At 66.7% G+C, this 24,902-nt stretch carries 20 protein-coding genes and 1 pseudogene; 18 read left to right on the forward strand and 3 right to left on the reverse strand.

All coding sequences use genetic code 11. From position 1 onward, the window contains the following. Window positions 1-54 precede the first annotated feature (54 nt). Window positions 55-1,308 (reverse strand): amidohydrolase family protein, encoded by a 1,254-nt coding sequence (locus tag LO787_RS18455; protein WP_232492443.1) that lies wholly within the window; start codon window positions 1,306-1,308, stop codon window positions 55-57. Between the two features lie 256 nt (window positions 1,309-1,564). On the opposite strand from LO787_RS18455, the pseudogene LO787_RS26245 reads away from it, so the two are divergent. Further along, window positions 1,565-1,696: pseudogene (locus tag LO787_RS26245) on the forward strand (helix-turn-helix domain-containing protein); the annotation flags it as partial. Next, window positions 1,697-2,491, forward strand: a complete 795-nt coding sequence (locus tag LO787_RS18460; protein WP_232492444.1) for a LysR family transcriptional regulator — start codon at window positions 1,697-1,699, stop codon at window positions 2,489-2,491. A 21-nt stretch (window positions 2,492-2,512) separates the two neighbouring features. On the opposite strand, the gene LO787_RS18465 is transcribed toward LO787_RS18460, so the two are convergent. Continuing rightward, the gene (locus LO787_RS18465) at window positions 2,513-3,097 is read right to left on the reverse strand and encodes a TetR/AcrR family transcriptional regulator (protein ID WP_232492445.1); all 585 of its coding nucleotides are present in this window, start codon (window positions 3,095-3,097) and stop codon (window positions 2,513-2,515) included. Between the two features lie 174 nt (window positions 3,098-3,271). Here LO787_RS18465 and LO787_RS18470 point away from each other — a divergent pair, with 174 nt between their 5' ends. The 8 genes from LO787_RS18470 (at window position 3,272) to LO787_RS18505 (ending at window position 14,999) form a co-directional block, all read left to right on the forward strand. Further along, complete coding sequence (locus tag LO787_RS18470; protein WP_232492446.1) at window positions 3,272-5,032, forward strand: N-acyl-D-amino-acid deacylase family protein; 1,761 nt, start codon at window positions 3,272-3,274, stop codon at window positions 5,030-5,032. 79 nt (window positions 5,033-5,111) lie between these two features. After that, window positions 5,112-6,785 carry an N-acyl-D-amino-acid deacylase family protein gene (locus LO787_RS18475; protein ID WP_232492447.1) on the forward strand — a complete coding sequence of 558 codons (1,674 nt, stop codon included), beginning with the start codon at window positions 5,112-5,114 and terminating at the stop codon, window positions 6,783-6,785. Window positions 6,786-6,835: 50 nt separating this feature from the next. After that, window positions 6,836-7,588, forward strand: a complete 753-nt coding sequence (locus LO787_RS18480) for a nitroreductase (protein WP_232492448.1) — start codon at window positions 6,836-6,838, stop codon at window positions 7,586-7,588. A gap of 490 nt (window positions 7,589-8,078) precedes the next feature. Then, window positions 8,079-8,738, forward strand: coding sequence for an RNA polymerase sigma factor (locus LO787_RS18485; RefSeq protein ID WP_232492449.1), 660 nt, complete (start codon window positions 8,079-8,081; stop codon window positions 8,736-8,738). Next, window positions 8,732-9,691: a FecR family protein gene (locus tag LO787_RS18490; RefSeq protein WP_232492450.1), complete on the forward strand. Its 960-nt coding sequence runs from the start codon at window positions 8,732-8,734 to the stop codon at window positions 9,689-9,691. The genes LO787_RS18485 and LO787_RS18490 overlap by 7 nt, the downstream gene beginning before the upstream one ends. 122 nt (window positions 9,692-9,813) lie before the next feature. Next, entirely contained in the window at window positions 9,814-12,843 is a 3,030-nt protein-coding gene (locus LO787_RS18495) for a TonB-dependent receptor (RefSeq protein WP_232492451.1), read from the forward strand. Between the two features lie 66 nt (window positions 12,844-12,909). Beyond that, window positions 12,910-13,878, forward strand: coding sequence for an alpha/beta hydrolase (locus LO787_RS18500; RefSeq protein WP_232492452.1), 969 nt, complete (start codon window positions 12,910-12,912; stop codon window positions 13,876-13,878). Continuing rightward, window positions 13,875-14,999: a pectinesterase family protein gene (locus tag LO787_RS18505; RefSeq protein ID WP_232492453.1), complete on the forward strand. Its 1,125-nt coding sequence runs from the start codon at window positions 13,875-13,877 to the stop codon at window positions 14,997-14,999. Before LO787_RS18500 ends, LO787_RS18505 begins: the two co-directional genes overlap by 4 nt. A gap of 226 nt (window positions 15,000-15,225) precedes the next feature. Here LO787_RS18505 and LO787_RS18510 read toward each other — a convergent pair whose 3' ends face one another. Further along, window positions 15,226-15,510 carry a DUF4139 domain-containing protein gene (locus LO787_RS18510; RefSeq protein WP_232492454.1) on the reverse strand — a complete coding sequence of 95 codons (285 nt, stop codon included), beginning with the start codon at window positions 15,508-15,510 and terminating at the stop codon, window positions 15,226-15,228. Between the two features lie 579 nt (window positions 15,511-16,089). Between LO787_RS18510 and LO787_RS18515 the strand changes: the two genes are divergently transcribed. The 8 genes from LO787_RS18515 to LO787_RS18550 all read left to right on the forward strand — a co-directional run bounded on the left by LO787_RS18515 (window position 16,090) and on the right by LO787_RS18550 (window position 24,890). Continuing rightward, on the forward strand, window positions 16,090-17,400 hold the full coding sequence (locus tag LO787_RS18515) for a sigma-54 interaction domain-containing protein (protein WP_232492455.1): 1,311 nt from the start codon (window positions 16,090-16,092) through the stop codon (window positions 17,398-17,400). Further along, window positions 17,397-17,765, forward strand: coding sequence for a flagellar hook-basal body complex protein FliE (fliE, locus tag LO787_RS18520; protein WP_232492456.1), 369 nt, complete (start codon window positions 17,397-17,399; stop codon window positions 17,763-17,765). Before LO787_RS18515 ends, fliE begins: the two co-directional genes overlap by 4 nt. A gap of 5 nt (window positions 17,766-17,770) precedes the next feature. Continuing rightward, complete coding sequence (fliF, locus tag LO787_RS18525) at window positions 17,771-19,426, forward strand: flagellar basal-body MS-ring/collar protein FliF (RefSeq protein WP_232492457.1); 1,656 nt, start codon at window positions 17,771-17,773, stop codon at window positions 19,424-19,426. Next, window positions 19,426-20,439 carry a flagellar motor switch protein FliG gene (gene fliG, locus LO787_RS18530; protein ID WP_232492458.1) on the forward strand — a complete coding sequence of 338 codons (1,014 nt, stop codon included), beginning with the start codon at window positions 19,426-19,428 and terminating at the stop codon, window positions 20,437-20,439. The genes fliF and fliG overlap by 1 nt, the downstream gene beginning before the upstream one ends. Continuing rightward, entirely contained in the window at window positions 20,432-21,052 is a 621-nt protein-coding gene (locus LO787_RS18535) for a FliH/SctL family protein (RefSeq protein ID WP_232492459.1), read from the forward strand. The genes fliG and LO787_RS18535 overlap by 8 nt, the downstream gene beginning before the upstream one ends. A gap of 265 nt (window positions 21,053-21,317) precedes the next feature. Then, entirely contained in the window at window positions 21,318-22,637 is a 1,320-nt protein-coding gene (locus LO787_RS18540) for a FliI/YscN family ATPase (protein WP_232492460.1), read from the forward strand. Next, window positions 22,634-23,059 carry a hypothetical protein gene (locus LO787_RS18545; protein ID WP_232492461.1) on the forward strand — a complete coding sequence of 142 codons (426 nt, stop codon included), beginning with the start codon at window positions 22,634-22,636 and terminating at the stop codon, window positions 23,057-23,059. The genes LO787_RS18540 and LO787_RS18545 overlap by 4 nt, the downstream gene beginning before the upstream one ends. 31 nt (window positions 23,060-23,090) lie before the next feature. Continuing rightward, window positions 23,091-24,890, forward strand: coding sequence for a hypothetical protein (locus LO787_RS18550; protein WP_232492462.1), 1,800 nt, complete (start codon window positions 23,091-23,093; stop codon window positions 24,888-24,890). The last annotated feature ends 12 nt before the right edge of the window (window positions 24,891-24,902 follow it).

Below are 24,902 nucleotides of genomic sequence, written 5' to 3' on the forward strand. Positions count from 1 at the left end.
CGAAGCGGCATGACTGGGACTGAGGCTGTTGAAGGAGAGGCGAAAGGCCGATGGTCAGGCGTTCGCGTACTCGTCCGGGATCTCGAAGCGGAAGACCTTCGCCGCGTTCAGGCCCAGGATCTTCGCGCGCGTATCTTCCTTGAGGTTGTCCCCGAAGGTGCGCTCGATGGCCTCGGCCGAATGCGGCCAGGTTCCTTCGTGGTGGGGATAATCGTTACCCCACATAAGCTTGTCCTGGAGGCCGTAGCGCTCGACCAGTTCCAGCGCCGCGCGGTCCTCGGCGATCGAGGCGAAGCAGTTGCTGCGATAGTATTCGCTCGGCAGGTTCTTGAGCTTGGGGCGCACCCACATGTGATGCTTGCGATAGACCTCGTCCATTGCCTCCAGCATCCATGGCAGCCAGCCGGCATTGGCCTCGATGGTCGCCGCCCGCAGGCGCGGGAAGCGTTCGAATACGCCGGATGCGCACATCGCCACGATCGGCTCCATCGTTGGCGCCAGCGAATGCACCACGTAGTTGATGACGGCGCCGCCCTTGCCGCGCGCACCGCGCGGATCCTTGCCGGTGGAGATGTGGTAGCAGATGGTTAGGTCGTGATCCTGTATCGCCGCCCAGAGCGGGTCGAACATCGGCTGGTTGTAGTTGGGATCGTCCGGATCGTGGGAATTCCACACCGGCTTGCACGGCAGCATGACGGTGCGATAGCCCATCTTCGCCGCACGCTCGACTTCGCGCACAGCGCCTTCGACATCGGCGGGCGCCACGGTGGCGGCGGGGTTGCAGCGCTTGTGATAGGGCTGGCACACTTCCGAGGCCCAGTCGTTCCACACGCGGCACTGGGCCTGCACGAATTCGGCATCGGCCGAACTCCACATCAGCAGGGCGGGGCCGTTGGGGAAGATCACCTCGCCGTCCACGCCATCGCGCATCTGGTCGGTGATGCGCTTGAGGCCCAGTTCCTCCGAAGGCGCTTCGGGATCGGGAATGCTGGCGCCGGAGCGGGACCGCACCAGATCCTCGCCCATGAGGTCGAAGTCCCAGAGACGTTCGTCCTTCATGCCTTCCATGATGATGAACTTCACGCCATCGCGCACTTCCACGCGGGGGAGCTTGTGGTGCCATTTCCTGTCCAGCCGTTCCTTGAACAGTGTCGGCGGCGGCATCAGGTGGGCGTCGGCAGAAATCATGAAGTACTTCTGCTTATTCGTGCCGGGACGAACGTCCTTCGCCCAGCTTTCGGGGCCGGGTGTGACGGTCCGCCACTCGTTTTCCGGATTCACGAACAAATCGGCGGAATGCGTCGCCATCTAATCTCTCCCGATTTCGACGGTATGAATTCTCATTACTCGTGAGTGATCGTGTCACTCCGGCTGAACTCGTCGATAACGTGGATGCTAGATACTGACGTGGCGCGAGGTCCAATATCAAATCCGTCGCAACCATATAAAAATGATATGGCTGATACCGGAACAGCTTCGACCGGGGGCTTGGAGCGCGAGGTGGTCCTCATATACAGTGTCCGAATCAGGCAGCAAAGACTGCCGTGGAGCAGGATGTTGTTTGATGGACTACCCGGTCAGGCTTCTCCGATATTTCGCGACTGTTGCGGAGGAAGGCTCATTTACACAGGCAGGACTGCGCCTGAATGCATCGCAGCCCGTGGTTTCCTGCGGCGTCAGGCGTTTGGAATCCCTGTTGGGTTTCCGGTTGCTCGACCGTAACTCCCGGCATGTCGAACTGACGGTGGAAGGCGAGCGGTTTCTGCCCAGCGCGCGCGAAATCATCGATGCGTCGGAAGTTGCCAGCGAACTGGTCAGGGAACTGCGCTGCGGGGGCAGTCGCGATTTCCGGCTCGGCTATCCGCCCTACATGACCGACGTTCCGGAACTGGAAAACCTGATCGAGCGATTCCCCAAGCGCTATCCGGCAGTCTCGATGAACGTCCACATCGGCCTGGCATCCTCGCTCATCGTGGAACTGCAACACCGCCGTCTCGACGTGGCGCTGCTGATCGCGACGGAGAAGGAACCTGCCGGACTGGACACGCTGAAGCTGCGGCGGATCTATACCGACCTGCTGATCCCGGCGGAGCATCCGCTGGCGCGCAAGCCGCGCGTTGCCCTGGCCGACCTCGACGGGCTGGAGATGTGGACCCCGGCGCGACACCAGGCTCCGGCGTTCTTCGACCCGACCATCGCGCCGCTGGTGGCGCATGGGGCGGTGATCCGGCCGGCGATGAATCCCAGCTTCATCGGCCTGGTGCATTCCGCACGCAAGAACCGGGTCATCACCGTCGCCTTCGATTCCCTCAGCCCTGAGGACGAGATCGCGATGGGCGACATGGTCGTGCGGCCGCTGGAAGACCGCATCGGCTGGACCGACCTGATGCTGGCGCGTGCGAACGGGGAGACGAACGTGGCGACCAACCTGTTCTGGGAATTCGCCGACAATCTCCTGTGTTCGCGGCAGGCGCGCCCCGAAGCGGCCTGACGCGGAAGGCCGTGCCTGCGCTTACAGCGGCGCTTCGATGTGCAGCAGTTCGGCCAGCGCCTTCGAGGCCGCCCGCCCAGCGACGGTTCCATCTATCTTCCAGTAATCCTTCATCACCGACCAGCCGACGGAACTGTGGAGCAGGTCCACTACGGCGCACAGGCCCGTGAAATCCGGCTCGGCAAGATCGGGATGCGCGATGCGGACGGCGCGGCGGATCATCTCGGCGCGTTGGGTATAGACGGCCAGACGCAGCGCCTTGCCCTGCCGCGTGTCGATGATCGCGCGGATCAGCGGTTCGCGGGCGTCGAATTCGGGGAAGGCGGTCAGGGGATCGGCGGCGAGAGCTTGGGGCGTGTCCAGGCAGGGAGAGGTGATCTCTCCGCCGATGTGCGCCCAGACGGCATCGATCAGTTCGGCCCGCGTCGCGAAGTAGCGATAAACCGTGCGTTCCGCGATCCCTGCCCGTGCAGCGACTTCACCGACCTGAAAGTCATCGAATTCACACTGCTTCAGAAGATCGATCGCAGCATCGAGAATGCGGCGGCGCGTATATTCGCGATGTGCATCACGCAACGGGAGCGGATTATTGGTCATGGTCGGCATAATCCCGGCAAAATATCTGCGGCGTCAATGAAATGATTTGGCGATGTCAGTCCGCATGACATGATGTCTGTTTTAATGATCTCTTTTTGTTCTTGTTGAACTGCGTCGAAGACGTAACACTGCGGATGCGAATCCCCCAAATGCGAGTCGGGATCGCAGTGAGAGGATCATCACATGGCTGTACCCTTCGACCTCGTAATCCGGGGCGGCACCGTCGTCGATGGCAGCGGCGGGCCGGAATATATCGCCGACATCGGCGTGAGCGGCGGCGTCATCGCCGGCATCGGCGACGGTATCGGGCCTGGCGTCGAGGAAATCGACGCAAGCGGCCTGCTGGTCACGCCCGGTTTCGTAGACATCCACAGCCATTACGACGGTCAGGTCACCTGGGACGAGCGCACCGCCCCGTCCAGCGACCACGGCGTGACGACGGTGGTGATGGGCAACTGCGGGGTCGGCTTCGCGCCGTGCCGTCCGGGCGACCGCGACACCCTCCTGCGGGTGATGGAGGGGGTGGAGGACATTCCGGAAATCGTGATGACCGAGGGGCTGCCATGGAACTGGGAGACTTTCCCGGAATACCTCGATGCGATCGCCGCGCGCGCGCGGGACATCGACGTGGCGGCGCAGCTCCCGCACAGTTGCCTGCGCGTCTACGTCATGGGCGAAAGGGCCGCGAGCGGGGAGCCTGCGACAGCCGACGATCTCGCTGAAATGACCCGCCTTGCCCGCGAGGCGATGGAGGCGGGGGCGATCGGATTCGGCACCTCGCGCACGATGTTCCACAAGAGCAGCGATGGCGCCGCGGTGCCCAGCTACGACGCGGGGCGCGCGGAACTGGTCGCTATTGCTAAGGGGCTGGCGCAGGCGGGCAAGGGCGTGCTTCAGGCGGTCATCGACCTCCACGGCGAGGATATGGTGGAAGCCGAGGTGAAGCTGCTGCGCGGCATCGCCGAGGAAACGGGCCGACCGGCCAGCTTCTCTCTGGCGCAGGTGCGCGAGGCGCCGCGGAGCTATGCCCGTGCGCTGGAACTTGTCGATGCGGCGCAGGCCGATGGGGTGGCCCTGCGCGCGCAGGTGATAGGGCGACCGACCGGCATCCTGGTGGGGCTCGACCTGTCGTACAATCCGTTCTCGCTGCACCCCAGCTATCGTGAGATCCAGCACCTCCCGCTGGCGGAACGGCTGGAGCGGATGCGTCGGCCTGAAGTGCGTGCGGCGATCCTGTCCGAGCGGCCGGGCGAGGACTGGCTGGTTCATCTCAAGTACCTGACCGAGTTCGACCGGATGTTCCCGCTGGCCGATCCGCCCCAGTACGAGTTTTCGCCTGAAGACAGCGTGGCAGCCCGCGCGGCAAGGGCCGGTATTTCGACGGAGGAACTCGCCTACGACCTGCTGCTGGAAGACGATGGCCGCGCCGTGCTCAGCATCGCCTTCGCCAATTTCGCGGATGGCACGCTCGACGCCGCATTGGCCATGCTGCGCCACCCACATACCCTGATGGGGCTGGGCGATGGCGGGGCGCACTGCGGGATGATCTGCGACGCCGGCTATCCCACCTTCATGCTCACCCACTGGGCGCGCGACCGGAACGGTGAGCGACTGGCATTGGTCGACGTGGTGAAGGGCCTGTCACGCGATCCGGCAGAGGCCGTGGGCCTGCTGGATCGCGGACTGATCGCCGAGGGCTACAAGGCCGACATCAACGTGATCGACTTCGCGCACCTTCGGCTGAAGCGGCCCGAAGTCACATACGATCTGCCTGCGGGCGGGCGACGGCTGATCCAGCGCGCGCACGGATATGCGGCCACGATCGTCAACGGCCATGTCATCGCCCGCGATGCCGTGCCCACCGGCACCATGCCCGGAAAGCTGGTTCGCGGCGCGCAACCGGCCCCTGCAACAGCTCAGCTGAAGGATGCTTGCCATGTATGATCTGCTTATCCGCAACGGCACGGTGATCGACGGGTCCGGCGACGAACGGCAGGTGTCCGACATTGCCGTGAAGGACGGTATGATCGTGCGCATCGGCTCCGTCTCTCCGTCCGATGCCCGCGAGGTGGTCGACGCCGATGGTCTGGTCGTCTCACCGGGCTTCATCGATCCGCACACCCATTACGACGCGCAGCTATTTTGGGATCACACCGCGAGCCCTTCGCCCTATCACGGAGTGACGACGGTGATCGGCGGGCTGTGCGGCTTCACCCTGCAGCCGATGACGCCGGAATCCGCACGATACATTGTCCCGATGCTGTCGCAGGTGGAAGACATCCCGCTCGTATCGCTGGAGGCGGGCGTGCCGTGCGACTGGAACGGCTTCGGCCAGTTCCGCGATCGCCTGGCCGGGCGAACCGCGATCAACTGCGGCTTTTCGACGGGGCACTCCGCGATCCGCCGCATGGTGATGGGGGAGCGGGCGACGCAGGGCCATGCCAGTGCGCAGGATGTGGAACGGATGCAGGTACTGCTGGCTTCCGCGCTGGAGGAAGGCGCGCTGGGTTTCTCGACCTCGAACTCTCCCACCCACAACGATCACACCGGCGGCCCCGTGCCGTCCCGTTTCGCAAGCCCCGAGGAATTCGTCGCCCTTGCGGAAATCTGTCGCCACTACGAAGGGTCGAGCGTCGAGATCCAGCCCGGGCTGCTGTTCGACGAGGACACCGCCCGATTGATGAGCGACATGTCGCTCGCTTCAGAGCGCGTCGTCACCTGGAACGCCCAGTTCACCAGTACGCTGGATCAGGGCGAGCGCGATACCGTGGCGCGCCAGTTGTCCATGAGCGACTACGCCCGGGAGCGTGGCGGCGACGTCGTGGGCCTGACCGTGCCGATCACTGCCAATGCCCATTTCGATCTGGCGCGCGGTGGCGTGTTCGACATCATTCCGGGCTGGGACCGGCTGTTTCGCTTGAGCAGGACGGAGCGTCTGAGTGCTCTGGGTGATCCTGTGTTCCGGGCATATCTGCGCGACTGCGCTTTTGCGCCCGCCGCACAGGCGCTGCAGATCGTCCGTCAGTTGATGGATCGCGATTTCGTGATGGTCGAGCGCGGCCATCACGCCATGACGCGCAGGTTCGAAGGCAGGACGATCGGCGAGGCCGCCGACGAACTCGGCTGCGACCCTCTCGACGCACTATTCGACCTCGCTCTGGCGGATGGACTGGAAACGCTGTTCACTTTCATCGACGTGGGAGAGGATGCCGAAACCTATCGCTTCCGGTTGGGGCTGTGGCGCGACGACCGGCTCTGCGTGGGCGGTTCGGATGCGGGTGCGCATGTCGAGACGATCGACACGTTCGGCTACTTCACCCGGATGCTGGAGCGGCCGGTGCGTCAGCATAGTGTGCTGTCGCTCGAGGAATGCGTACACCACATCACTCAGGCACCCGCCCGTTTCCTCGGACTGAAGCGCCGGGGAACGCTGCGCGAAGGGTGGCACGCGGACATTACGGTTTTCGATCCATCGACGGTCGCACGCCACGCGCTGCAGTCTCGCGCGGACCTTCCCGGCGGCGCCCACAGGCTTTACGCGGAGGCGGACGGCATATGTCATGTGTTCGTGAATGGATCGATGGTGATCGACCATGGCCGCTACACCGGGGCAGTACCCGGATCGTTCCTGACCCGAGGGAAGGATACCCGGACGGTGAACCGGATGGGAAGCCGTGATGCGGCAATGTCAGGTTAGTGCGCCTCTGGATGCGGATGGCCGGACGAGGGCCGATGAGGACCGTCGCGATGTCTATGGTTGAACGTGAAAGCGTGTTTGACGATGGTGCGGACACATCCGATATGCCTGACGCGATCGTGCTCTCCCGGCTTCTCGGCGAGCGTTTCAGTTGCCGGGCATATCGGCAAGATTCAATCCCCCGGCCGGTGATCCGCCGCATGCTGGCGATGGCGCAATTATCGGCATCTTGGTGCAATTCTCAGCCTTGGCAGACGATCGTGACCGAAGGAGCGGGGACGGGGCGGTTCGCCACGGCTCTGTTCGAGCATGCCGTAGCCAACGGCGCCGCAAATGGGGGAATTCCGACGGCCAGCCCCGATTTCGCTTTTCCCGTCGTCTATCGCGGCGTGTACAAGGAGCGGCAGAGGGAAGTTGGCAGACAGCTTTACGAAAGTGTGGGCATAACCCGTGGAGACAGGGAAGCGTCAGGGCGGCAGGCGCTGCAAAATTTTCGGCTCTTCGACGCGCCTCACGCACTGATCGTGACGTCCGAGCGCGATCTCGGCACTTATGGAGCGATCGATACCGGCATCTATGTAGGTAATCTGCTGCTCGCGGCGCAGAGCCTGGGGCTCGGCATTGTTCCCCAGGCGGCTTTGGCTGGTTACGCGCCACTGATACGCGAGTACTTCAACATACCCGAAAATCGGCTCGTGGTGCTCGGAGCTTCATTTGGCTACCCCGATCTTGACCATCCCGCGAATAGTTTCCGTTCCCGACGCGCTTGTGTCGAAGATGTGGTAGATTGGGTGACTACTTGAAGTCGTGCTCAAAAGGAGAAATCTTGAGCACGATCACTTCGACAAAATTTTGCTGCCGCCTCGAAGTTATCTTGCTCTCGATGCACCAGATGTCCCCACGCCTCCTGAGCATCGACACGGGCGCGGCCAGCGCAACAAGTCGATGCAGTTTGTCCAGCAACGTTCCAGGGTCTCGGCCGAATGGCATTTCGTTGACGATCAGTCCGCCAACCCGAAACGAAATTGCAAGCGGTTAGGCTCCGAGAGCAACTTCGAGCGGGACTTCTTTGGAACGAAATTCTACCGCAGGGCGGCCGGGAAGGGGCGGCCGCAGCAGCAACCGCTACCCTTGGGATTTCCGGTTCTCGCTCCGTACCTTGCTAAGCGCCGGAAGCCGGGGCTGTTGCGCGGTACTTCAGGCCCTTGCTCCTCTACGGGCGCACCTTAGCCGCAAGCATCCTGAAAAAAGTTTGCTTCTCACGGAAGGAATCTTCCTCACCGGGTCTCCTACATGCCAGAACGGGAATTCAATCCCGGCACAGGCCCGGTGAAGGAGGGTGTCACGCCAGGAGAGGCAGACGCAACAGGGGCAGGCGGCGAACCTGCCCGGAGACGCCGGATCGCGGTCTGGGTCGCGCGCGAGATCGTGCCGCACGAGGCGCGCATCCGCCGATGGCTCGCGCGTTCGCGGCTCTCGCCGGAGGATATCGACGAGGTCATGCAGGAAGCCTACTGCCGCATAGCGATGCTCCCCTCGGTCGATCACATCGACCAGCCTCTCGCCTACATGTCGGCGATCGCGCGCAACCTCATGCTGCGGCGGCTCAAGCGCCAGCAGGTGGTGGTCTTCGAAGCGGTCAGCGACATCGAGACATGGCGCGACGAGGAGACTCCTTCGCCGGAAGAGCAGGCCGCAAGCCGCATGAGCTACGAGCGGGTCATGGCGATCATCGGCACTCTGCCCGAACGCTGCCGACGCGTGGTGGAACTGCGCAAGATCGAAGGGTGGTCTCAGAAGGAGATCGCGACCCACCTCGGCATGACCGAGAAGGCCGTCGAGAAACAGGTCTGGAACGGCGTGCGCGCCATCCGCGACGCCTGGCTGCGCGCCGAGGCGCTGAGCGAGGGCCGGATGACGCCCGTCGAACCGAAGGAGGCGCGCCGATGGTGACCTCCGCCACACAGCAGGCCCGCGACGAGGCCGCCCGCTTCGTCGCCCGGATGGACGGCGATGCATGGGCCGCGGCGGACGAGGCCGAACTTCAGGCCTGGCTGGCGCAGGATCCGCTGCGTCAGGGCCTGCTCCTCCAGACGCAGGCGCACTGGCTCGCCCTGACGCCGCAGGCCGAGGAAACGGCAGCCGAGCCGGAGGTCGGGGAAGAGGCCGATACCGCTCCATCCGGGGCATGGCGTCGCCGGGGCGTCATGGCAGGCATCGCCGCCTCGGTAGTGCTGGCCTTCGCCGGGCTGCGCTGGGTGCAGAGCCCGGCCGCCTACACAACCCGTCTCGGCGAGATCCGGCGGCTGCCGCTGTCGGACGGCTCGGTCATGACCATGAACTCGGGTAGCGAACTCACCGTGACCATGGCGCAGCAGGCGCGCGAGGTCGAACTGACGCAGGGCGAGGCCTGGTTCGAGGTCGCCAAGGATGCGAAACGGCCCTTCGTCGTCGCCTCGGGTGACGTGCGGGTGCGCGCCGTGGGCACCGCCTTTTCGGTGCGGCGACGCGAAACGGGAGTCGAGATCCTCGTCACCGAGGGCGTGGTGGAAACCTGGGCCGAGGGCGACCGCGACCTGCGCATGCGTCTCACGGCAGGCGACCGCGCGATGATGAGCGCACATGCGGTGATCGACTATGAGACCGGCGTCTCGTCCTCGGTGGACCGGGCGCTGGCCTGGCGGGGCGGGATGATCGACCTCGACGGGCGCACGCTCTACGACGCGGCGGACGAGTTCAACCGCTACAACCGTCGCCAGATCATCATCGCCGACCCGGACGTCGCGCGGGAGAAGCTGGACGGACTGTTCCGCGTCAACGACCCGGAAGGCTTCGCCGAAGCGGTGAAGGCCAGCCTCGGCGTGGCGCTCGACACCAGCAATCCTGCGCTGATCCGCATCGAATAGATGCATTCCTTCCCCTTGGGCGCGCAAAAAATCTGCGCCCGGAGGGAAGGAATCTGCGGCGGCAGGTCTCTTTGAAAATACAGGCGGAAAAAGTCCGTCGGACAGGGGAATTGGGAGGGATCATGAGAGTTTCCACGCTGCGGGGCGCATTGTTCACGTCCGTCGCGATCGTGTGTGCGGTGTCGTCCACGGCTCAGGCCGCGGCGCAGACCCGCCAGTTCGCGATCGAGGCGCAGCCCGCCGAGACCGCGATAACGCAGCTCGGTCGTCAGGGTGATATCCAGATCATCGCGGCGCGGCGCCTGACCCACGCGGTCCGGGCCAATGCCGTGCGCGGCGAGATGAGCGTCGACGAGGCGCTGACGCGGCTGCTCGCCGGGACCGGCCTTGTCGCGAAGCGCACCGGGCCGGGCTCCTATGCCGTCGTCGCCCGCTCCGCGACGCCGCCCGCTCCGCCGCGAACGGTGACGCTGACGAGCCTGACCGCCGCGCCGGCCATCCAGGATGCGCCCGCCACGGCATCGCGCGCCGCGCCCGAGGCGAGCACGCCCGACGAGCCGGCGGCGGCCAGCGAAATCCTCGTCACCGGATTTCGCGGCAGTCTCGCCAAGGCGCAGGATCTCAAGCGCCGGGCGGTGAACCTCACCGAAAGCATCATGGCCGAGGACATGGCCAAGATGCCCGACCTCAACCTGTCGGAATCGATCCAGCGCCTGCCCGGCGTCGCGATCTCCCGCGAGGGTGGCGAGGGACGCAACATCACCTTGCGCGGCTTCTCGCCGGACTTCACGCGCACCACGCTGAACGGCATGGAAGTACCCGCGAGCAGCGACGGCCTCGATTCCGGCGGCTTCACGATCAACGCGGGCCGCGCCTTCGACTTCCACGTCTTCGCGTCGGAGCTGTTCAACCGGATCGACGTGCAGAAAACCCAGCGCGCCTCGATCGAGGAAGGCGGCATCGCCGGTACAGTCGATCTCTATTCGGCCAAGCCGTTCGACTTCAAGGGCTTCCACGTCGTCGGCTCGGCGCAGGGCGGATACAACACGGTGACGCGCAAGGTCGATCCGCGCGCGACGGTGATGATCTCCGACACCTTCGCCGACGACCGCATCGGCGTGCTGTTCTCCGCCGCCTATTCCAAGCGGACGGTCTATCAGGAGGGCTTCTCCAGCGTGCGCTGGACCTCGCCCTTCGTGAACGGTGACAGCTGGGCCGACACCAATCCCACCGTCACCGGCACGCCCGAGGACTGCGGCGCGGCGGACCGCCTCGACTGCCTGTGGGCGCCGCGCCTGCCGCGCGCGGATTTCTTCGGCAACGACCAGAAACGTCTCGGCCTGACCGGGTCGATCCAGGTCAAGCCGGTAGACGGGCTGCAGATCAGCTTTGACGCGCTCTATTCGCAGCTCGACAACGACCGCTACAGCTACAACTCGATGGAGTGGCTGCTGACCCACGGCACGCCGGGCAACTACGTCGGCCAGACCCCGCTGTCCTTCACCGTCGCCCCTGATGGAAAGCAGCTTGTCGCTGCCGCGTTCGACGACGTGACCTCGTGGTACGAAAGCCGCCACCAGACCTCGACCTCCAAGTTCCGCCAGTTCGTGCTCTCGGGCGACTACGAGGTGTCGAGCGAGATCAAGGTCGACGCCATGGTCGGCAAGGCGCGCGATACGGCGGACCGCTCCGAACTGCGCTTCTACGCCCGCTCGATCCCGCACTATTACGCCTACGACTATTCAGGCAGCCGGGATGTCGCCACGGTCGACTACGGGGACTACGATCCGAACGATCCCGCGAACTTCGTCAATGCGACCACTGCCGCCAATCGCCTGAACAACGTCGTGAAGGACAACTTCACGACCAAGGCGAACGTCACGTTCACCCGGGGCCGCTTCACCGCGCAGGCGGGCTTCGCCTACAATCGCCGCCTCGTCGGCTATTCCGAGGCGCAGGGCGACCTGCCGACGTTCGCGCCGCAAAGCTACCTGACGAGCTTTCCCATCAGCCACTTCGGTAGCGGCGTGGTCTCCGGCGGGTTGCCGACCTTCGCGGTGTTCGACTTCGATTCCATCGGCACCGACCTGATCTCGACGAACTACACCACCAACGTCGCCGCAGGCTGGCGGGTCGTCGAGAAGACCACTGGCGGCTACGGCGAAGTCACCGGCGAGATCGACATCGGCGCGATGACGCTGCGGCTCGACGGCGGCGTGCGCTGGGTGCGTACCGACGTGGAATCGAGCGCGGTGATCTCCGGTTCGCCGGTCGAGGTGAAGCGGCACTACGACAACTTCCTGCCGTCGTTCAACGCAGCGCTGAACATCACGCCGGACCTCGTCGCGCGCTTCGCCTATGCCCGGTCGATGACGCGGCCCGGCCTTGCCTCGCTCAATATCGCCGCGCCTGTGTTCGAGTACACCACGCGCACGGTGAGCAACCTCGGCAACCCGGCGCTCAAGCCCTACCTGTCGAACGACTTCGACCTCGGCTTCGAATGGTACTTCAGCAAGGGCGGGCTGTTCGCCGTGGGCGTGTTCAAGAAGAACATCATCAGCTCGCTGACGACCTCGGTCGTGCAGCAGTCGGTCCCGCAGGAATACTGGGCGGCGATCTACGCCGATCCGCGTTACGATCCGTCCTACCAGGCAGACCCGGCGACGGCGCAGTACACGTTCTACAGCACCGTCAATTCGTCGGACGGCAACAGCGTGAAGGGGCTTGAGGCGACGCTCAACGTGCCGTTCACGTTCCTGCCGGGCGCACTATCGTACTTCGGCATCGCGTCGAACTACACCCATGTGTCGGCGCGGGATTCGACGGGTCTCTCGCCCAATTCCTACAACTTCACCGCCTATTACGACACCGGCGAGATGGGCCTGCGCCTGTCGGTCAACAAGCGCGACGATTACCTGCTGAGCGAGCCGGGCGGCAACGGCCATGTGCAGGAACGCAAGTACGGCCCGACGCAGGTCGATCTCTCCGCCTACTACAACCTGACCAAGCGCCTCAGCATCAACGTGCAGGGCATCAACATCACCAACGAGAAGGAACGCATTTACGGCACTGGTGACGGCTCTCAATATCTGGTGCGTGAGTTCTCCAAGACTGGCGCCCAGTGGTTCCTGGGTGCCCGCTACCAGTTCTGATAACCTGCAGGGCCGTCGCCACCCCTCGGCGGCGGCCCTTTTTTTAGTCTTTGCGGAGTTTGCCGAGTGTCGATAGCGAAGTGCCTGGCGGGCGTGCTGCTGGCCGCCTGCCTGATCCCCGCCGTCGCCCCGGCCCGCGAGGTGGATGACAGCTACACCGTCGGCCGTCGCTTCGACCAGTACCGGGACAAGTACCCCGGCATCGCCTGGCCTGTGGTGACGTGGCAGCCCGGGCAGTCGGTGCTGTTCGACCGTCCCTACAAGACCACCGACGCGCGCGACCTGCATCTCGACATCTTCCGTCCCGCACGGCCGCTGCGGCAGGGCATCGTGCTTGTCCACGGCGGCGGCTGGCGGGCAGGCGGCAAGTCGCACTTCTACGCACTGGCGAACCTGCTGGCGCAGCGCGGCTATACCGTGTTCCTGCCGGAGTTCCGCCTGTCCCCGGAGGCCGCCTATCCGGCGGGGATGATCGACATCGGCGACGCGCTCGCCTGGGCGCGCAGCCACGCCGCCGAGTTCGGGCTCGATCCCCGGCGCATCGCCGTGGGCGGCGCGTCGTCGGGCGGCCAGATGGCCTCCCTGCTCGCCTATGCCGGGCCTTCCGGGCTGTTCGGCGCGGGGGGCGAGCGCACCGCCAACGCCCTGATCGACCTCGACGGCGTGCTGGACTTCACCACACCGCAGGCGCTGTCGTTCGAGAACGCCGCCGGCGACGCCTCCCCCGCCGCGCGGTGGCTGGGCGGCTCCTATGAACATGCCCCGGCGAAGTGGCGCGAAGCGAGCGCCGCAAGCCATGTCCGCAAGTCATCGCCGCCGACGCTGATCGTCTCCAGCGGCATTCCCCGCTTCACCGAGGGCAAGGATGCCGTGATCGCCGCCCTGAAGCGCAATGCGATCCCCTATCGCTTCCATGCCTTCAGCAATGCCCCGCACGACTTCTGGCTGTTCGACCCATGGCTGCCGCAGGTCGCCGAGCAGATCGACAGCTTCCTTGCCAGCCTTTCCTCTCCCAGCGAGCCCGCCACACGATGAAGTTCCTGACTCCGGGCGTTGCCCTCGCCGCCGCTGCGCTCACGCCGAACGCTGCGTTCGCCGCGCCCGCAGCACCACCCGCCGAATACGTGGTGCAGCCATCGTGCGGTGGTACCGCGCTGCCCTGCTACACCGCGATCCAGCCCGCGCTCGACGCTGCCGCGCGCGATACCTCCGGTCAATGGATCACGATCCGCATCGCGCCCGGAGACTACGCCGAGAAGCCTGTCGTCGCCCGCGACCGTCTGCGGCTGATCGGCAGCGGCACTGCCCGCACACGCCTGCACTTCGGCGCGGTGGCGCAGACCGCCGGGGCCTATCACCGCGCGGGATGGGGAACAGCGGGCTCGGCCACTCTCACCATCAATGCCAAGGATGTGGTCGTCTCCGGCCTCACGGTGGAGAACACCTATGATTATCTCGCCAATGACCGGCTGGAGGGCGAGGCGCGCATCCGCAACCCGCAGGCGCTGGCGCTGCTGCTCGACATCGCGAGCGACCGCGTGCGACTGGATCGCGTGGCGCTGCTCGGCTATCAGGATACGCTCTTCGCAAACGGCGGCCGCGCGCTGGTGCAGCGCAGCCTGATCGCGGGCAACATCGACTTCATCTTCGGCAACGGACAATTGCTGATCGAGTACAGCGAAATCCGGTCGCGCCGCCGCGCCGCGCCCTACGAGCCGGGCGAGTTCCAGTCCTTCATCGCCGCACCTTCCACGCCCTCGTCGCAGGAACACGGCATCGTCATCTACCGCTCGCGCCTGACCCGCGAGGACGGCGTGCCGGACGGAGCGGTGGCGCTGGCCCGGCCCTGGCACCCGACCACGAAGTTCGCCGACGGGCGCTATGCCGACCCCGAGGCCATCGGGCAGGTCTCCTTCATCGACTGCTTCATGGACCGCCACATCCACCCGGAGCACTGGACGACCATGAACGGCACCGCGCGCGACGGCACGCCGACGCAGGTGTTCCGCCCGCAGGATTCGCGCTTCTGGGAAGCCGGCTCGCGCGGCCCCGGCGCGAAGGCCCGCGATATCGGCATGAGATGGAAACCTGGTGAGGACATCAAGCAAGTATGGCGGGACATTGCAGGATGGACCGTGTCAACATCAAAGTATTGACCGGCCTCTGACGCCGCTTGATTTGAAACTACGCGTGTATTTTCCGCATCCGTGATGATGCCGCTCGATGCCGTGGGGGCTTTTCAGTGACAGGCTCGGTCGTCGCTTGTCGTGGAAGCGAAGCCTGAAGCGATCGCTCTCGTGAAGGGTGACGATCCGGTCACCGTCGACCAAGCATTGCCCGCTCATGAAGTGACGCCGGTGAAGGAGATAGAGCCGACATGCCTCAGTAGGTGTAGCGCAGTTGAGCTTCTTCCCCGGCGGCAAGCGATCGTGACCATGTAGCGATCCCGTCCGTCTGCGGCAGATTTTCGCCCTGCGCGACGATCTTCTGACCGGGCGAGCCGATCGGGATTTCCACCGAGACCGGGAAGGGGTTGGCGTTGGAGATGGTCAACAGCATCTCCTTTTGCGCCAGCGGCTTCTGGGTAGCCAGGACTTGCGTACTTGTCCCGGCGGAGAGGCGGAAGGTCTCTCCCTCTGCCCGGTCCGTCAGCGTGCCGAGGCCCATAAGCTGTCGCCCTGCTGCTCCCTGCGCATAAAGCGCCGTCGTGCCTTGGGGCAGAGCAAGCGTGTTCCCGTAACTGTCCCGTTGGTCCCGGCGGCTGGGTTTCCAGCGTCGCCAGCCACTAGACCGGCAGGGCGCGGCGGAGTTTAAGGCTGCCTCTCGACAATCGTTTGCGAGGCATCCTACCCACGTCGTCATTGCGAGCAGAGCGAAGCAATCCACGGGTGCCCGCGCAGCTGGATTGCTTCGCTCCGCTCGCAATGACGAGGGGTAGAGGGGCCGAATCGAACCCCGCTGATTCTCTCACCCCGTCGCCCCTGCGCAGGCAGGGGCCCATCCCGCCCTTCGGATATTAACGCGACGGCAGGATTTGCGGACGGGCCCGATAGGCCCCTGCGCGCACAGGAGCGACGGGGAATTGGGCGGAATCGCGCGCACCCCACGCGCGCGAGGGTCCACGGCATTCCATCCCTCGTCCGGTAACGAATACGCAAACCTACGCCCCCTTAAATTACCGCTCTCTTTGCCGTCCCCCGGTCATAACCGCCTTCGGAACACGGTTAATTCCGAGGAACGCGACCCATGGCCACATTGCCCGTCACCGACGCGACGCTCCGCCTGCACGGCCCGCTGCTGCAACGGGCGGGGGCTATCGCCGCCTCTCTTTTCGATATCGCTGCAATCGATTTTCGCGATGGCGAGGACCGCAGCCCGACGAGGCCCCGCGCCCGCCGCGTCAGCCTGTCGCGCGGCGCTGCCCCTGCCATCATGCGCGAGGGTTCGGCGCATACCGCCGTCACTTATGCCGACCCGGTCAGCGAAACGTCGCTCGCCATGATCCTCGCCGCGATGGCAGGGCCGGAAGACCCGATCGCCGCCGATCCGGAGAGCCTCTCGGTCTTCGCGCTGGCCGAGCGCCTGGCCGTCAGCGACATCCCCGTCCTCATCAACGGGCCGACCGGGACCGGCAAGGAAGTGCTCAGCCGCTTCATCCACGCCCGCTCGAACCGCCGCGAAGGCCCGTTCATCGCGGTCAACTGCGCCGCCATGCCCGAGACGATGCTGGAGGCCATGCTGTTCGGCCACCAGAAGGGCGCCTTCACCGGCGCGACTTCCGCCAGCGAGGGCTTCATGCGCGCGGCGGACGGCGGCACCCTGCTGCTGGACGAGATCGCCGAGCTGCCCCTCCCCCTCCAGGCCAAGCTGCTGCGCGCCCTGCAGGAGCAGGAAGTGGTGCCCATCGGCTCCACCCGCGCGATCAAGGTGGACGTGCGCATCATCGCATGCGCCAACCGCGACCTGCCCACCGAAGTCGCCGAGGGCCGCTTCCGCGCAGACCTCTACTACCGCCTCAACGTCTTCCCGCTGACGCTGCGCCCCTTGCGCGAGCGCGCGGACGACGTCGCCCCCCTCGCCTTCGCGTTGGCGCTGCGCCACTCCGCCGGTACGACGCCGTGCTTCACAGAGGGTGCGCTGGCGATGCTCAAGCTGCATTCGTGGCCGGGCAACGTGCGCGAACTGGAGAACGTGGTACGCCGCGCGCTGCTCCTTTCTCACGGCAGCGCCACGATCGCGCCCGAGCATATCGTCTTCGACAGCCCCGCGCGGCTGGTCAGCCATCTCGCCATCGGCGGTCTCGCCGTTGCGCATGGCGGGGCAGGCATGATGCTGGACGCCGAAGACCACGAACTTGGGGCAACCCGCAAGCTCTCCAGCATCGTCCAGCATTCGGAAGCCCGGCACATCATGGAAGTCCTCGACGCCTGTGGCGGCAACCGCCTGCGCGCCGCCCGCGAACTCGGCATCTCGGAGCGCACCCTGCGCTACCGCCTCGCCTCGATGCGCGAGGCCGGGATCGAGATCGGTCGCCACGCGGCGGGAGGCGGCCGATGAGCGGGCTGCCCTCGATTGGCGCGGGCGGCGGCGGGGTCCAGCAGATCCTCGCGCTGCGCCAGCAGATCATCGCCCGCAACGACCTCCTGCGCGAGATCCACACCGCGCAGGCTGCCAACCAGACCTCGGCACCGCAGGGCCAGACCGACGGCTTCGCCTCCTCGCTCCAGCACGCGCTGAACGGCGTCAGCGCCGTGCAGCAGCGCTCCGAAGACCTCTCGGTCGCTTACGAGAAGGGCGAAGTGACCGACGTCGCCAAGGTCATGCTGGCGCGGCAGGAGGCGGGCGTCGCCTTCGAAGCCACCTTGCAGGTCCGCAACAAGCTGCTGTCCGCCTACCAGGACATCATGCGGATGGGAGTGTGAGCTAGATGGCCGACCTCGTCCCCGTCAGCGCCCCCGGCTTCGGCGGCGCCTCGCCGCTTTCCGACGGCAGCGTGCTGACGCGCCTGTCGTCGATCACCCAGCAGCCCGCCGTGAAGAAGATGCTGCCGGTGTTCATCGGCCTGTCCGCCATCGGCGGCGCGGCGCTGACGTGGAGCCTGATGGCCCCGACGCCGCAGCGCGTGCTCTATGCCCAGCTCGACGACAGCGAGCGCGCGGGCGTGGCCGAGGCGCTCGACGGTGCGCAGATCGCCTATCGCATCGACAACCAGACCGGCGCGCTCACCGTGTCGGAGGCGGATTACTACAAGGCCCGCATGCTGGTGGCGCAGGACGGCGCGCTGTCCACGCCCGAAAGCGGCGACGCCATGCTCGAAAAGCTGCCGATGGGCGCGAGCCGCACGCTGGAAGGCCAGCGCCTGCGCTCCGCCCGCGAGCACGACCTCCAGCTTACCATCGGCCAGATCGACGGGGTGGAGGCGGTGCGCGTCCATCTGGCGGAGGCCGAACGCTCGGTCTTCGTGCGCGACAATGTGGCGCCGACCGCCTCGGTCATGGTGCGGCTGCGTTCGGGCCGCAATCTCAGCCAGAGCCAGGTGGCGGCCATCGTTAACCTCGTCGCCGGATCGGTGCCGGGGCTATCGCCCGATGCGGTGCGCGTGGTCGACCAGCACGGGCAGCTGCTGTCCGAAGGCGGCAACGCCGACAACGACCGGCTCGACATGCAGTCCCGCCTCGAAGGCAAGCTGCGCGAGCAGGTTTCGGCCCTGCTAACCCCGATGCTCGGCGAGGGCAAGTTCACCACCGAGACGCAGGTGGAACTGAACATGGATCAGGTGACGGCAGCGCGCGAAAGCTACGACAAGGACGGCGTGGTCCGCACCGAGCAGATGCAGCAGTCGCAGACCACGGGCGCAGGACAGGCGGGCGGCGTTCCCGGCGTGCTCTCCAACACCCCGCCCCCCGCGACGCAGGCCGTCCCCGGCGCGCCGCAGGGAACGCCCACCACCGCGCCGGGTGCCGCTCCGCAGAACGGCGAAAGCTCGTCCAGCAAGACTTACGAACTGGGCCGCCAGGTTTCCGTTTCGGAAACAGGCCCCGGCGGGATCAAGCGGCTGACCGTCGCCGTCGCGATCAGCGCCGATGCACTCAAGGGCGCGAAGGCGCAGGAGATCCAGGACTTGCAGGCGCTCGTCAGCGCGGCGGTCGGCGCCGACACCGCGCGCGGTGATACCGTCAAGATCGTCACCCGCGCGTTCAGCCCGGTCGCGGTCGAGGAAACGCCGTTCTACGAGACCGACTGGTTCGCCATGATCGTGCGCAACGGCGCGGCGGTGCTGGCGGTGCTCCTCGTCCTCCTGCTCGGCGTGCGTCCGATGATAAGCGCGATGCGCGGCGGCAAGGCGAGGAAGGGCCGGAAAGGCGAGGTCCAGCTGGACGACAGCCTACCGACCACGACCGCCGCGCTCACCGCCCGGCCGGAGATCGGCGATATCGAGGGCGTCGCGGTCGAGATCAGCCGCGCCGAACTGCTCGCCCGCCAGCTCGAGATCGCCCAGCGCCTCGTTGCCGAAAAGCCCGACAGCGCCGTGATCGCCCTTCGCCAGATGCTCAGCCCGCCCGACGACCAGAAAGCCGCCTGATGACCGACCTGACCAGACTGGCCCCCGTCGACAACGCCGCCGTCATGATGATGCTGCTCGACGAGGACCAGACCACGCACATCCTCGCCGCACTGGAACCGCATGAACTGCGGCTGCTGGGCGAGAAGATGGTGCAACTGGGCGAGATCGGCCCCGACGTGATCGCCAGCGCCATCACCGGCTTCGTCGAGCGGACCGAGAAGCTGGGCCTCGTCGTCCACGACCGTGTTGGTCAGGTGCGCACGATGATGCACCGCGCGCTGGGCGAGGTGAAGACCGAGAACATGATGCGCCGCATCGCCCCGGTGGCGGCGGCGCAGACATCTTCCCTCGAACTGGCCCGCTGGCTGACGCCCGACGCGCTGGTGCCGCTGGTGAAGGGCGAGCATCCGCAGGCCATCGCCGTGCTGCTGATCCAGCTGGACCCCGAAGTCGCCGCCGCCGTGATGCACGGGCTGCCCCTCGAAGTTCAGCCCGAGATCGTCCACCGCATCGCCACCCTCGGCCCCGTCGCGCCCCATGCGCTGGAGATGCTGGAGGAAGTCCTCTCCCGCCGCATTTCCGAGGCGCATGGCGAGCGCCCGTTGCAGATGGGCGGCGCGCGCGAGGCGGCGCAGATCATCAATTCCATCGGCAAGGTCGCGGAACGGCACGTCATGGGCGCGCTGATCAAGCGCGACAAGCTGCTCGCCCGCCAGATCGAGGAGGAAATGTTCAAGTTCGAGCATCTCTTCGTCCTCGACCCGCAGGCGATGGGCGCCCTCTTGCGCGACGTGCCGAACGAGACGCTGATCGACGCGCTCAAGGGCATCTCCGAGGACGAGCGCGAGGTCTTCTTCCGCGCCATGTCGAGCCGCGCGGCGGACGGCGTGCGCGACGAGATCGCCGCGCGCGGTCGGGTGAAGCTGGCCGATGTCGTCACCGCGCAGAAGGCCGTCGTCGCCGTCGCCCGCAAGCTGGCGGCGGACGGGACTATCGTGTTCGGCTCATCGGGGGACGACGACTATGTCTGACATGGGCTTCTCGCTGGGTACGCCGCGCCCCCGCCTGTCGCTGGCCGAAGCGCTGGGGCAGGCTCCGGCATTCCGGCCCAATGCTCGGCTGAGCGGCCTGCCGGACCTGATCGCCCCCCACCACGAACTCGCCGCCGACGCGCCCGACATCCTGACTGAGACTTACGGGCGCGGCTATGCCGAGGGCCACGCGCAGGCCAGCGCCGAGGCCGCCGCGCGCATCATGGCGGACGACCGCGCCTGCGAGGCGCTGGCGCTGTCCTTCACCCGCCTCGACGCGACGATGGCGGAGGACTTGCGCCTGCGCCTGCGCGATACCGTCGCAGCCTTGTGCGAGGTGGCGCTGGGTCCGCTGGCGCTGGATGAGGTGGCGCTGGCGAACCGCATCGCGCGCGCCGTCGCCATGCTCGCCCGCGCCGACGACGAGCGCGTGGTCAGGCTCCATCCCGCCGATATCGAACTGGTCTCCCCGCGCCTCAAGGCCGACTGGACCGTGCAGCCCGACCCCTCGCTGGAACGCGGCACCGTGCGCGTCGAAACCGCCACCGGCGGTGTCGAGGACGGCCCGGCGGCATGGCGCATGGCCATCGCCGAAGCGCTGCATCAGGCTTAGGCGATGGCCCATCCGATTTCACGCGGGGGCGCGGAGGCGCGGAGGCGCGGAGAACAGTGAAAGAAGGTGTTCGCGCAAAGGCGCAAAGGCGCAAAGATGTAGCGCCTGCGGCAAAGCCGCCTTCATTCGGCGAGGTACGCGATAGGCAAGATAGCCTGCGGCGCCGCACCATCCCTTTGCGCCTTTGCGCCTTTGCGCGAACCCTTTTTCTTCTCCGCGCCTCTGCGCCTCCGCGTGAAACCCTTTGCCCGGGAAGGTCAGCCCGATGACCTCCCCCTACGCCCAAATCCTCGCCGACTTCGCCGCCGCGCCCGCCGAACTCGGCCCGCGCCGTTTCGGCATCGTCACCGCCTGCGACGGGGGACTGCTCGAAGTCAGCGGCCTCTCCATACCCGTCGGCGCGCTGTGCAAGGTCGCCAACGGGCGCGCCACCCTCGCCGCCGAGGTGATCGGCTTTCGCAACGGCCGCACGATGATGATGCTCCTTGGCGACACCATCCTGCTGCGCCCCGGCGCCCGCGTGGTGCCCGAAGGCCACCCCGGCATGCTCCCGGTGGGCGAGGCGTTCCTCGGCCGCGCCGTCGATGGCGAGGGGCTGCCGATCGATGGCGGCCTGCCCATCCACACCCGCCTCGAATGGCCCGCAGGCGGCGTGCGCACTTCCGCGCTCGACCGCAGCCCGGTGCGCCGCCCCTTCGATACCGGCGTGCGCGCGCTGAACGCCATGACCACCTTCGGGATCGGCCAGCGGATCGGCGTCATGGCCGGGTCGGGCGTCGGCAAGTCCGTCCTCATCGACACGATCGCGCATGGCGCCAGCGCGGACATCATCGTCGTCGGCCTGATCGGCGAGCGAGCGCGCGAAGTTTCGGACTTCGTGGAACGCCACATGCACGACGCCAAGCGGCACAAGACCGTCATCGTCGCCGTCCCCGCCGATCACGCCCCCAACCTGCGCCTGCGCGGCGCGATGCTGGCCACCTCGATGGCCGAGCACTTCCGCGCGCACGGCCGTAACGTCCTGCTGATCCTCGACAGCCTCACCCGCGTCGCTCATGCCGGACGCGAGATCGGCCTCTTGCTGGGAGAGCCCGGCGCCGCGCGCGGCTATCCCCCTTCCGCCCTCGCCACCATCACCAAGCTGGTCGAGCGTGCGGGCAACTCCGCAGCCAGCGGCGGCGCGGTTACGGGCCTCTACACCGTGCTCGCCGATGGCGACAACCAGGACGATCCCGTCGTCGACACTGCCCGCTCGATCCTCGACGGGCACGTCGTCCTCGCGCGCGATCTGGCGCAGCGCGGGCAGTATCCCGCCATCGACATCGCCGCCTCGCTCAGCCGTGTGATGAACGACATCGTCGGGCGCGAGCACCAGCACGCCGCCCGCACCTTCCGCGCTCTGACCGCGAGCTACGAGGCGAACCGCGACCTCGTGCTGATGGGCGCGTACCGGCAGGGCGCCGACCCCCAGCTCGACCGCGCCATCGCCATGCACGGCGCGCTCACCGGCTTCCTCTGCCAGCCGCAGGGAGAAGTCGTCACGCTGGAGCAGAGCGCCGCGCAATTGCGGGAACTGCTGGGATGACCGCAGACAGGAAGAAGCTGGCCCGCCTCAACCGGCTGGAGAAGCTGCGCGCCATCGCCAAGCAGGCCGCCGCCACCGAAGCCGCGCAGGCCGAGGGCACGCTGGCGCAGTTGCAGAACCTGTCCGAGCGCACCCAACGCCTCGCCAGTGAATACGCCGCCCGCCGCGACGCCGTCGACGGCGCGACGCTGCATCAGGTCGGGCGCTTCGTCGGCGGCCTGCGCACGATCACCCGCACCACCGACGGCGAAGCGGAGCGCGCCCGCTCCATCGCCGACGCCAAACAACAGCAGTTGATCGAGGCCGAACGCCGCCGTGCCGCCATCGAGGACCGTGCGGCGGCGCAAGCGCGCGTGGTTGCCGCCAAGGCGCAGCAACCCGTGCTGGGCGGCAAGCGCCGCTCTGGCACGGAAATTGAATAGCAGGCGACGAACCAGTGAGGACCGGCCCCGCATGATCCAGACTACAGCCTCGACTTCCAGCGCCGCGCCCATCGGAGCCATTGCCGCCGCGCTGGCATCGCCCATCGGAGCCGCACCGCCCGCCGCGACGTTCGCGGCTCTGCTCGATGGGCCGGGCGAGCCTGTGACGCCGGAGCACGCCCTTCACACGGGTGAGTTCACGCCTGCGATGCCCGAGGTCGGTGATGCGACGGCGGAGACGCTGAAGGACGGACTGGCAGCACTCGCGCTTCAGGCCGGAGCAGCCGCGCTTCCGCGTCATGCACCGCGCGCTCAAGTACCGGCTGGCACCCCGATCATGCCGCCCGGTGCAACGGTCCCTCCCCCGGCGACGACGCAGGCTCCACGGCCTGCAAACGGCGCGCCTGAGGGACGGCCCGCAATCGTCGCCTCGCACAACGCACTGGCCGCCGCCATTGCGCTTCCCATGCTTCGCCCGGGCGGCGACGTGTCTGCCGCGATCCCTGTACCAAAGCCATCGCGCGAAACCTCGCGCGGTCACGGTCAGCTTCCTGCCCATGCGGTCGGCAAAGTCGAAGCTTCGGGCGGCAAGGACAGCGGCAACATCTTGCCGGACGGCCTTGCGCAGCCCGTTCCGGCAGAGGCGCTTGCGGCAGTTCTGCCATCCACGCCGATCCTTCCTGCTTCCGGGGCTGCCGAACCTCTTGCCGCCTTGCCGTCCCCCGGCAGGCAAGCACACATCATCGACACGGCACCCCGCAGCACGGCTCTTCTGACGGAAACAGTCCGACCGAACGCGACACCCCTTGCAGCGAGCGCCATCCGTCCCGCTGCGGTGACTTCGATACCCTCGCCCGAAATCAGGTTCGAGCGGATCGACGTGGTGCGCACCGAGCCTCGCGCCATTCCGAACGCGCCACTAGCACCCGGAGCCATACCTGTAGCACCGGCGCCTGTCGCCTCTGCTCTACCTGCGCAGACCGGCCATGGGCTGACCTCTGCCGCACTGGAAGCTCTCCCCCCGATTCCGGCACCTTCCCTTAAGGCACGGCCGAGCATCAACGCCGCTCCATCTCCGCGACCTGCTGCGCCGATCGAGCCCACCGTCCCAGGCGTAAACATGCCCGTGGCCACGCCTGCCGCTTTCACGGCCACGACCGCCGATGCGCACCCTGTAACGGCACCAACCGCAGCGCATGGTGATGCGACGGAAGAGCCGCTTTCGATCAAGCCCCGCGACAGCGAGGCAGCCGCTATCCGCCCGCTTCCCACGACGGCCCAGCACACCGCATCGATAGTTCCAACGCTTGCCGAGACAGTGCCCGCCACCACCGGCACAATCGAAGTCACTACTTCCACCCCGCCCGCCGACGCACAGCATGATTTCGACACGCTCGTTGCCCGCCTGGGCGAGGCGCGCGAGGCGGCGGCTCCGCATCTGGTGCGCACCGCCTTCGAACATGCCGAATTCGGGCGCGTCGCCATGCAGCTGCGGCACGACGACGGCGGGCTCTCGGTGACGCTCGCCAGCCATGACCCGGAGTTCACCGGCGCGGTGCAGGCCGCAGTGGCCTCGATGGCGGGCGGTTCTGCGGCCAATTCCGACCAGCCGCGTCACGACAATCCGGCGCCGCAGCAGGGCCAGTCGCAGAACACCGCTCAGGCACACGCGGGCGGCCAGAGCCAGCAGCAGGCCCGCGCCGATGCCTCCGGCCAGCAGGCGCGGCGCGAGGGCGGCTCGCACTCGTCCGGGCAACGGGACCAGCCGCAGTCCGGCTCACAGCAGCGCGGGCGCGAACAGCGCTCGGGCGGCAGCGATGTCTACGCCTGACCTTATCGCCGA

The sequence above is a fragment of the Novosphingobium kaempferiae genome (assembly GCF_021227995.1).
Taxonomy (GTDB): domain Bacteria; phylum Pseudomonadota; class Alphaproteobacteria; order Sphingomonadales; family Sphingomonadaceae; genus Novosphingobium; species Novosphingobium kaempferiae.